We start from the raw sequence: 8,368 nt of genomic DNA, 5'->3' as shown, positions 1-8,368 counted from the left end.
GTGCGCCAAGACGCGCATCACGATGTCTATTACCCGCTGCGGCCGCTCGGACAGCCGGCGACTGCGCCAGTCGCGCTGGTTGAACGCGACCAGACAAGCCCGCAGTACGATGCCATGGCCGTGTGGAACATGGTCAATGCGCCCGGCGCGCGAGAGGGCGTGCCTGCCGTCCTCGGCACGTGGGAAGCCGATCAACTGCGCCGCGCCGGGTTTGTGCTGGCGCCTCGGGTGATCGTCCTGACGCGTCAGCAACTACACGGTCGCACACCCGACCCCGACCCGTTCGACAATTTCCCGTTCGTCTTGGCGGGCATCGTCGCACTCGTCTTCGGCGGCCTATTTGGTTTGAGGTTCACCCGCTTGCGACGGTTTCGCGAAGGCACCAGTTGAAGTTCTTTTGAACAGCCACTGCGAAGCGACCCCACTCTCGCGTGGCAAGCCACACGATGCCGGATTAAGCCTGCGCGTCACGCCTTCTACCGCGACGGAATAAATGTGCCGCCGCAATGAGAAAGAGCAACCCGACCGAACAGTGAGTCACGCTAATCGGAGGATGGGTCAGGGCGCGAAGCAGCTCGCCCACTCCCACCGCAACGCAGATTATCGCGAGCCCGGTCTGCCATGATGTCCCGCGCCGCGCTTCACGCCGCGCGGCCTCGACCACGCCGGGTGGAAACGGAAACATGATCAGCGTCTCGTCGGCTTCGTCGATGAAACCCTCCCGGGGATGCTCCTCGCCCATTGTCTGCGCATAGGACAATAATGTGGCTTGCTCACCGGCAGTCCGCACATCGTCGGACATCGGCTGCAGCATCGCATACGTTCTCGGCTCGGCCTCATGGGCGGTGTTATCGACCATGTTTCCCTGCGCCACGGAGAGCGCACGCAAGGCCTCGACAGCTTCGCTCATAGACATTCCCTCCGACGCTGGTGGCGGCGATTTCCCGACACAGCCCGGGTCATACGAATATTATCGCGCGAGCCGGTGAAGAAAAAGCCCACTGCGATGGGAGGACCGCCTGCTGCTTGGCGACGATCGAACGTCAGAAGGGCGTTATCCGGACGGTCGAGAGCCAGTCGGCGGCTAACCGGCGAGCGCCTCGACCTTGGCGCTGAGTTCGAGCCAGCGCTCTTCGGCGGCCGCCTGTTTCTTGCGCGTGGCATCGGCCTCGGTATTAATGCGGTCGAACTTCTTCGGATCGCGAGCATAAAGCGCCGGGTCGGCGAGCGCGACTTCGGCCGCAGCGATCGCCTTGGTCATCGTCTCGATCTCAGCCGGGAGCCCGTCGAGTTCGCGCTGTTCGATGTACGTCAATTTGACCGATTTGCGCGGGCCGCTCGCCGCCGCGGCCTTCGCCTGCGCGGCGGGTGATCGCGCGAGGAGGGCGACGCCGTCGCGCTTCGCCTCCCAGTCGGAATAGCCGCCGGCAACGACATCGGCCTTGCCCGACCCGTCGAGCACGACGACCGCGGTCACGGTCCGGTCGAGGAAGTCACGATCGTGGCTGACGATCAGGACGGTCCCGGCATAGTCGGCGATGACCTCCTGCAACAGGTCGAGAGTTTCGAGGTCGAGGTCGTTGGTCGGCTCGTCGAGGATCAGCAGGTTCGATACGCGGGCGAACTCGCGCGCGAGCAGCAGCCGCGATTGCTCGCCGCCGGAGAAGGTCTCGATCTTCGCGTCGAGGACGCCGGGGTCGAACAGGAAGTCCTTGAGATAGCCCGCGACATGCTTGCGAACGCCGCCGACATCCACCCAGTCGCCGCCGTCGGCGATGATCTGGCGGACGGTCTGGCCCGGAACCAGTCGCGCGCGCTTCTGGTCGATCAGGATCGCCTCGATCGACTTGGCGCGGCGGATGCGCCCGCTGTCGGGGGCGATCTCGCCGGTCAGCAGGCGGAGGAGGGTGGTCTTGCCGGTTCCATTCGGTCCGATCACGCCGATCCGGTCGCCGCGTTGGACCCGAAGCGACAGGTCGTTGATGATCGTCCGCTCGCCGAAAGTCTTGGTGACGTGCTCGGCATCGATCACAACCTTGGTCTTGGCGTCGTCGGTGACCATCGCCAGCTTGGCGACGCTGACCGGGCCGGTCATCGACTTGCGCAATTCGCGCATCTCGCCGAGCTTCGACAGCCGCCCCTGGTTGCGCTTGCGGCGTGCGGTGACGCCGCGCTGGAGCCAGTGGAGTTCGGCACGGAGCTGGTTGTCGAGCTTGTCGGCGGTCTTGGCTTCCTCGGCGGCGACGGTCTCCGTCCACGCTTCGAAGCCGCCGAAGCCGATCTCCGCCCGACGGATCGTTCCGCGGTCGAGCCACAGCGACGATTTCGTCAGCCGCGATAGGAACATACGGTCATGGCTGATCGCGACGAAGGCGCCGCGGAAGCGCTGGAGGTAGGTCTCGAGCCATTCGATCGCGGCGATATCGAGGTGATTGGTCGGCTCGTCGAGCAGCAGTACTTCGGGGTCCTGTGCCAGTGCGCGGGCGATTGCGGCACGGCGCTTCTCGCCGCCGCTGGCGGTCGCGCCGGGGCGGTCGAGGTCGATGCCGAGCTGGTCGGCGATGCCCTCGGCGACATAGGTTTCGGGAGCGTCGTTGCCGTGAAAGACGAAGTCGCGCAGCGTCGCATGGGCGGCGACCGGCGGGTCCTGCTCGAGCAAGATGACGCGTGCGCCGGGGCGGATCGTCCGACGGCCCTCGTCGAGCTCGGTCCGCCCGGCGAGAATCTTGAGCAGGGTCGTCTTGCCCGCGCCGTTGCGCCCGACGAGCGCAAGCCGGTCGCGCTCCCCGACCGCAAGGTCGAGACCTCGCAGCAGCCAGCCGGGCCCCTGGACGAGACCGATGTTTTCAAGCGCGACGACTGGAGCTGCCATGTCCGCGCATGTAGCCCGGATGTTGCGGTGCGTCATCCCCGGACACGTAACATTCACTCTCTATTCAGTGCTTTCGCCCTACGCCGCATCGTAATATTAACGAGGCGTATCATGTTCCGACCGCTCTTTCTCGCGCTCGCGTTGAGCTTTGCCGCCGCCGGACCAGCGGTGGCGCAGCGCGAGCAGGACAGCGCCTATAAGATGGCGAAGGAGGGACAGATCCTCGAGCTCGGCACGATTCTCGCGCAGGTCAGCCCGCGCGTCGGCGGTAAATTCATCGGCAGCGAGTTCGATGCGGAACATGTCATGTATCGCTTGCGCTACATGACCGGCGGGGTGGTCAAGAACGTCGATGTCGATGCGCGGACCGGGCGAATTCTGGGAAGGACGTTCTGATGCGGGTTCTGATCGTCGAAGACGAGCCGACGCTGGCGAAGCAGTTGCGCAACGCACTCGAAGGTGCCGGATACGCGGTCGATAGCGCGTCCGATGGCGAGGACGGGCATTATCTCGGCGCGACCGAGAATTACGACGCGGTGATCCTCGATCTCGGCCTGCCCGAGGTCGACGGCCTGACCGTCCTCGACCGCTGGCGCAAAGAGGGGAAGGTCACGCCGGTGCTCGTCCTGACCGCGCGCGACAGCTGGTCGGACAAGGTCGCCGGACTCGACGCCGGCGCCGACGACTATCTCGCCAAGCCATTCCAGACCGAGGAACTGATTGCCCGGCTGCGCGCGCTGATCCGGCGCGCCAGCGGCAACGCCTCGTCCGAACTGACCGCCGGTGGTGTCCGCCTCGACACCCGATCGGGCCGCGTCACGCTCGACGGCGAGCCGGTCAAGCTGACCGCCCAGGAATTCAAGCTGCTCAGCTACCTCATGCACAACAAGGGCAAGATGGTCAGCCGCACCGAGTTGATCGAACATATCTACGATCAGGATTTCGACCGCGATTCGAACACGATCGAGGTGTTCATCACTCGCATCCGAAAAAAGCTCGGTGCCGACCTGATTTCGACGACGCGTGGCCTCGGATACAGTCTCGAAGATAGTGCCGGCTGATCGGCAGAGCCGCCGCGAAAGATCGCGCGAGCCGCGCCCGCGTAGCGGGGTCTTCGCCCGCGGTTCGCTGACCTATCGGATGATCGGGCTCGCGGCGGCGTGGATCATCCCGCTGCTTGTGATCGGCGGGTTCGCGCTCGACGAGGTCCTGTCGGGGGCGATCCGTCGCAACTTCGACGAGCAGCTAAACTACGCCGCGACGGCGTTGATCGCGACCGCCGAGATCGGCCCGGGCGGTGAGGCGCGGTCGAGCCGCGCTCTGTCCGACCAGCGTTTTCTCGAACCTTATTCGGGCCTGTACTGGCAGGTTTCGGTTGCGGGCGAGGAGCCGTTTCGTTCGCGGTCGCTGTGGGACCGGGCACTGCCGTGGAAGGCGCACGACGATTGCAGCGCCGGATGCTTCTACAACAGCGAAGGTTTCAAGGACGAGCCGCTCCGTGTGGTCGAGCGCGATGCGCTGCTGCCGGGCGCAAAGACGGTCTTCCACTTCCAGGTCGCGCAGGTCAGCCGTGATCTCGATCTTCAGGTTGCTGCGTTGCGCGATACCTTATGGTGGTCGCTGTCGCTTCTCGGGCTCGGGCTGCTGATCCTCGCCGCGCTTCAGTCGACCTACGGTTTGTGGCCGCTGCGGAAAGTCAGCCGGGCGATCGCGGCGATCAGGTCGGGAAGCGCGACGCGGGTTCCCGATGCCTTCCCGCCTGAGATCCGGCCATTGGTCACCGAAATCAACGACCTGCTCGACGACAATGCCAAGCAGGCCGACGCGGCCAAGCTTCACGCCGGCAATCTCGCGCACGCGCTTAAAACTCCGATGAGCGTCCTCCTTGGCGCAGCGCGCGAGAACGCGCACGACCTGGCGCAGCTTGTCGCGAGCCAGACCGCGATCATGCAGCGGCATGTCGATCATCAGCTCGCCCGTGCGCGCGCGGCTGGCCGCCGGACCGCAAGCGCGTCGCGCGCTGAACTATGGCCGTCGCTCGAGGCGCTTGTCCGGACGCTGACGCGGATCCATGCCGCGCGGGGGGTCGTGATCGACCTCGCCGGACGCCGCGATCTCGTTTTCTGCGGCGAGCGTCAGGATTTGGAAGAAATGCTCGGCAACCTGCTCGACAATGCAGCGATCTATGGCGGCGGCCGGGTTTTCGTGACCGCATCTGCCGAGCCGGGCAAGATCGTCGTGACGATCGAGGACGATGGTCCCGGCATCGCTGAGGCCGACCGCGAGGCGCTATTCGAACGCGGCGCGCGACTCGACACCGGCAAGCCCGGGACCGGCCTTGGCCTCGCCATCGTCCGCGATGTCGCCGAGATTTATGGCGGGACGGTGGTGCTCGGCGCGAGCGAAGATCTCGGCGGCGTGGCGGTGACGCTCACTTTGCCAGCGGCGGGCTGACCTAGCGCGTCGCCGCGACGTGGTGGCGGATGACCTCATCGATGATGAAGCGGAGGAATTTCTCGCTGAACTCGGGATCGAGCCGCGCGTCCGCGGCAAGCGAGCGGAGGCGTGCGATCTGTGCCGCCTCGCGTGCCGGGTCGGCGGCGGCGAGCCCCGCCGTCGCCTTGTACGCCCCCACCTTCTGCGTAACCTTGAAGCGTTCGGCGAGCATGAACACCAGCGCCGCATCGATATTGTCGATGCTCTCGCGGTAGCCCTGCAGCGTGTCGTCGGTCATTGGTCTCTCCCGGTCCCCACCATCGCGGCGGATCGCCGCCCGGGCAAGGGCGGGCTTGTCACGATGCTGCAGCGCCGTATAGCTGCCTGAATGTCGGCGACTATCCTGCCCTTACGCCCGCGCCATGACGCTGGTCCGTCGTTGACGCCGATGCTCGAACTTTGTGGCGGCGATCTCGGTGAGGTCAACCGCGTGATTCTCGACCGGATGCAGTCGCCGGTCGCGCTGATCCCCGAACTGGCCGGACATCTCATTGCAGGCGGCGGCAAGCGGCTGCGGCCGATGCTGACGCTCGCCTGCGCGCGCTTGCTCGACTACGGTGGACAGCGCCACCACCGGCTCGCGGCGTCGGTCGAATTCATTCACACCGCGACCCTGCTCCACGATGACGTCGTCGACGGATCGGATTTACGGCGCGGCAAGTCGACCGCAAACACGATCTGGGGCAACCCGGCGAGCGTTCTCGTCGGCGACTTCCTGTTCAGCCGCTCGTTCGAACTCATGGTCGAGGACGGCTCGCTCCGTGTGCTGCGGATCCTCAGCGGCGCGTCGGCGGTGATCGCTGAGGGCGAGGTCGCGCAGCTCACCGCGCAGCGCAACGTCGACACGAGCGAGGATCGCTACCTCGAGATCATCACCGCCAAGACCGCAGTGCTGTTCGCCGCTGCGTGCCAGATCGCCGCCGTCGTCGCCGAGCGCCCGCCTGCCGTCGAAGCCGCGCTTGAGGCATATGGGCGCAACCTCGGCATCGCTTTCCAGCTGGTCGATGACGCGATCGATTATGTGTCCGACGCGGCGACGATGGGCAAGGACGCCGGTGACGACTTCCGCGACGGCAAGGTAACGCTGCCGGTCATCCTCGCGTTCTCCCGCGGGAACGACGCTGAGCGCAAGTTCTGGCGTGACGCGATGCTTGGCCGTGCCGCGGGGGACGAGGAACTTGTCCACGCGCGGCAGCTGCTCGCGTCGAGCGGGGCGATTGCTGATACGCTGGCGCGCGCACGGCACTATGGCACGCGGGCGGCCGATGCGCTTGCCGGCTTCCCGGCGAATCCGGCAAAGGCGGCGCTGCTCGAGGCGGTCGAGTTCGCAATCTCGCGCGCGTATTAATCCGCGACTTCGCGCGTGTATTGACGCGGCGAGCGCGATACCGCATCGCCGCATGATGAAAGCTCGCATCCACCAGCGGCCAAAAAGCTCGATGCAGTCGGGCAAGGCGAAGGTCGGCCAGTGGCTGCTCGACTATGAGCCCGCCGAGGCGAAGCGTCTCGACCCGCTGACTGGGTGGGCTGGCTCGGGCGACACCTCGGCGCAGGTCCGGCTGGCGTTCGACAACCTCGACAGCGCGGTGGCGTATGCGACTGCGAAGGGGATCGACTATGATGTCGTCCGCCTTGGCGCGAACCCGCTCAAGCTGCAGGCTTACGCCGACAACTTTAAGTAGACGCACCGCCTTACTGGAGCTCGAGCTCGGGTTGCACCGCGGCGCTGACGCGGTTCCGGCCGTTCATTTTGGCCGTGTAGAGGGCTTGGTCGGCGCGATCACGGGTCAACTGTAGACATGTCGCGTCGGCGTCGACTTCGGCTGCTCCGACACTTATCGTAAACGCGATTTCGCTGCCGTTGAACGGCACGCGCAGGTCTTCGACACCGCTTCTGATGCGTTCGGCTAAGATGAGAGCCGCTGAGATGTCGGTTACGGGAAGCAAAATTCCGAACTCCTCGCCGCCGAACCGGCTCACGAGATCGTTTCGGCGAGCCGCATTTTTCAGGTAGGCAGCCAGCGCAACGAGCACTTGATCGCCGCCACTGTGCCCGTACGTGTCGTTGACCCGTTTAAAATTGTCGGCGTCGATCATGAGCATGGAAACGGGCTCCTTGTACCGATAAGCCCGCGCCAGTTCAGCGCCCGCACGCTCGTCGAAGCTTCGCCGGTTCAGTGCTCCGGTCAGCGGGTCGGTGCTCGCCAGCTGAAAGAGCTCGTTCGAATAGCGGGTCATCCGTGTGACCATCGGTCTGAAAATGCCAAGCGCCTCAAAAAATAGCGTCAAGAGAACGACGATCAGCAACAAGTTTTGCAATAATTCGAGGTTCGCTAATTGCCGTTCGCTCTCATGGACGTGCTCCGTCACCACCGCATTCAGTCCGTCGATCAACCGGATGCGAGCCGCTGCCGCCAACGCAGAAATTTCTGCCGGGAGAGCCGGATCCTCCTGTGTCATCGTGAAAACTCGCCGCGCGTGAGCAAGATAGGCTTTGACCATCGGATCGAGCGGATACTGCCCGCCAAAATAAATCTTCTGTAGGGCAGGCGTGTCCGCCGCCGGAACGTGGCGGGCGGCGTCACCGACTATCAGCGCGTGGTGATTGACCTCGAACTCGTCGACAGCTGCGACGAGGTCGGTCTTTGCGTCGGGTACTCCCAACCGATATTGCGCGGCGAGTCCGGCAATCCGTTGCGACAGCATGCGTTGCCGGCCGCTCATGTTGACGACGGCTGCAGAGCCCGCATGCGCGGCGAGCATTCGTTCGAGGAGCAAATGCGAGGCAATCGACAGGAGCGCAATGATCGAAAGGGCCGTGACGTAGGAAATCGTCAATTGCCGGTTGGAAAGGCCTCGCATGCCACCCTCTCTGCAAAGCGCCGCGTACTATTTTTGTCTCACTTCGGCAGGCCTAACCACTAGCGTTTGCGCGGGCGAGTAAAAACGGGGTTAGCAAAACGATACCGAGGCTTGCCGATTATCTCGCTTGTTTATCGC

The 8,368-nt window shown here is 64.7% G+C and carries 10 protein-coding genes (1 of these 10 running past the window's edge); 6 read left to right on the top strand and 4 right to left on the bottom strand.

All coding sequences use genetic code 11. The features are described 5' to 3' along the window. On the top strand, positions 1–390 hold the 3' end of the coding sequence (locus tag KTC28_RS17980; protein ID WP_216709120.1) for a hypothetical protein. The gene continues 630 nt to the left of window position 1, outside the view; only the last 390 of its 1,020 coding nucleotides appear in the window; its start codon lies off the left edge, out of view; the stop codon is at positions 388–390. 64 nt (positions 391–454) lie between these two features. On the opposite strand, the gene KTC28_RS17975 is transcribed toward KTC28_RS17980, so the two are convergent. Both KTC28_RS17975 and KTC28_RS17970 read right to left on the bottom strand, forming a co-directional pair. Further along, complete coding sequence (locus tag KTC28_RS17975; protein ID WP_216709121.1) at positions 455–910, bottom strand: hypothetical protein; 456 nt, start codon at positions 908–910, stop codon at positions 455–457. A 174-nt stretch (positions 911–1,084) separates the two neighbouring features. Further along, positions 1,085–2,872, bottom strand: a complete 1,788-nt coding sequence (locus KTC28_RS17970; protein ID WP_216709122.1) for an ABC-F family ATP-binding cassette domain-containing protein — start codon at positions 2,870–2,872, stop codon at positions 1,085–1,087. Positions 2,873–2,983: 111 nt separating this feature from the next. On the opposite strand from KTC28_RS17970, the gene KTC28_RS17965 reads away from it, so the two are divergent. From KTC28_RS17965 to KTC28_RS17955, 3 genes are read left to right on the top strand one after another with little or no spacing between them, the layout of a single operon-like run. Beyond that, complete coding sequence (locus KTC28_RS17965) at positions 2,984–3,268, top strand: PepSY domain-containing protein (protein ID WP_216709123.1); 285 nt, start codon at positions 2,984–2,986, stop codon at positions 3,266–3,268. Next, positions 3,268–3,933 carry a response regulator transcription factor gene (locus KTC28_RS17960; protein WP_216709124.1) on the top strand — a complete coding sequence of 222 codons (666 nt, stop codon included), beginning with the start codon at positions 3,268–3,270 and terminating at the stop codon, positions 3,931–3,933. The genes KTC28_RS17965 and KTC28_RS17960 overlap by 1 nt, the downstream gene beginning before the upstream one ends. Beyond that, positions 3,923–5,326: a sensor histidine kinase gene (locus tag KTC28_RS17955; RefSeq protein ID WP_255602143.1), complete on the top strand. Its 1,404-nt coding sequence runs from the start codon at positions 3,923–3,925 to the stop codon at positions 5,324–5,326. Before KTC28_RS17960 ends, KTC28_RS17955 begins: the two co-directional genes overlap by 11 nt. A 1-nt stretch (position 5,327) precedes the next feature. Here the strand turns inward: KTC28_RS17955 and KTC28_RS17950 are convergent, their stop codons facing one another. Continuing rightward, on the bottom strand, positions 5,328–5,606 hold the full coding sequence (locus KTC28_RS17950; protein WP_216709125.1) for a chorismate mutase: 279 nt from the start codon (positions 5,604–5,606) through the stop codon (positions 5,328–5,330). Positions 5,607–5,696: 90 nt separating this feature from the next. Here KTC28_RS17950 and KTC28_RS17945 point away from each other — a divergent pair, with 90 nt between their 5' ends. Together KTC28_RS17945 and KTC28_RS17940 are read left to right on the top strand one after the other, a co-directional pair. Continuing rightward, positions 5,697–6,716, top strand: coding sequence for a polyprenyl synthetase family protein (locus KTC28_RS17945; protein WP_216709126.1), 1,020 nt, complete (start codon positions 5,697–5,699; stop codon positions 6,714–6,716). Positions 6,717–6,771: 55 nt separating this feature from the next. Next, positions 6,772–7,050, top strand: coding sequence for an ETC complex I subunit (locus KTC28_RS17940; protein ID WP_216709353.1), 279 nt, complete (start codon positions 6,772–6,774; stop codon positions 7,048–7,050). A gap of 10 nt (positions 7,051–7,060) precedes the next feature. On the opposite strand, the gene KTC28_RS17935 is transcribed toward KTC28_RS17940, so the two are convergent. After that, a complete protein-coding gene (locus KTC28_RS17935) occupies positions 7,061–8,230 on the bottom strand; it encodes a diguanylate cyclase (protein WP_216709127.1) in 1,170 nt (389 codons plus the stop codon). Positions 8,231–8,368 lie beyond the last annotated feature (138 nt).

It is taken from the genome of Polymorphobacter megasporae (genome assembly GCF_018982885.2).
In the GTDB taxonomy this organism is placed as follows: Bacteria; Pseudomonadota; Alphaproteobacteria; order Sphingomonadales; family Sphingomonadaceae; genus Polymorphobacter_B; species Polymorphobacter_B megasporae.
This window is presented reverse-complemented; position numbering and strand designations above follow the sequence as displayed.

Excerpts from the sequence above, each read along its gene's own strand:
- KTC28_RS17975 (WP_216709121.1), bottom strand. The coding sequence starts at position 910 with ATGAGCGAAGCTGTCGAGGCCTTGCGTGCGCTCTCCGTGGCGCAGGGA.
- KTC28_RS17970 (WP_216709122.1), bottom strand. The coding sequence starts at position 2,872 with ATGGCAGCTCCAGTCGTCGCGCTTGAAAACATCGGTCTCGTCCAGGGG.
- KTC28_RS17965 (WP_216709123.1), top strand. The coding sequence starts at position 2,984 with ATGTTCCGACCGCTCTTTCTCGCGCTCGCGTTGAGCTTTGCCGCCGCC.
- KTC28_RS17960 (WP_216709124.1), top strand. The coding sequence starts at position 3,268 with ATGCGGGTTCTGATCGTCGAAGACGAGCCGACGCTGGCGAAGCAGTTG.
- KTC28_RS17950 (WP_216709125.1), bottom strand. The coding sequence starts at position 5,606 with ATGACCGACGACACGCTGCAGGGCTACCGCGAGAGCATCGACAATATC.
- KTC28_RS17945 (WP_216709126.1), top strand. The coding sequence starts at position 5,697 with ATGTCGGCGACTATCCTGCCCTTACGCCCGCGCCATGACGCTGGTCCG.
- KTC28_RS17940 (WP_216709353.1), top strand. The coding sequence starts at position 6,772 with ATGAAAGCTCGCATCCACCAGCGGCCAAAAAGCTCGATGCAGTCGGGC.
- KTC28_RS17935 (WP_216709127.1), bottom strand. The coding sequence starts at position 8,230 with ATGCGAGGCCTTTCCAACCGGCAATTGACGATTTCCTACGTCACGGCC.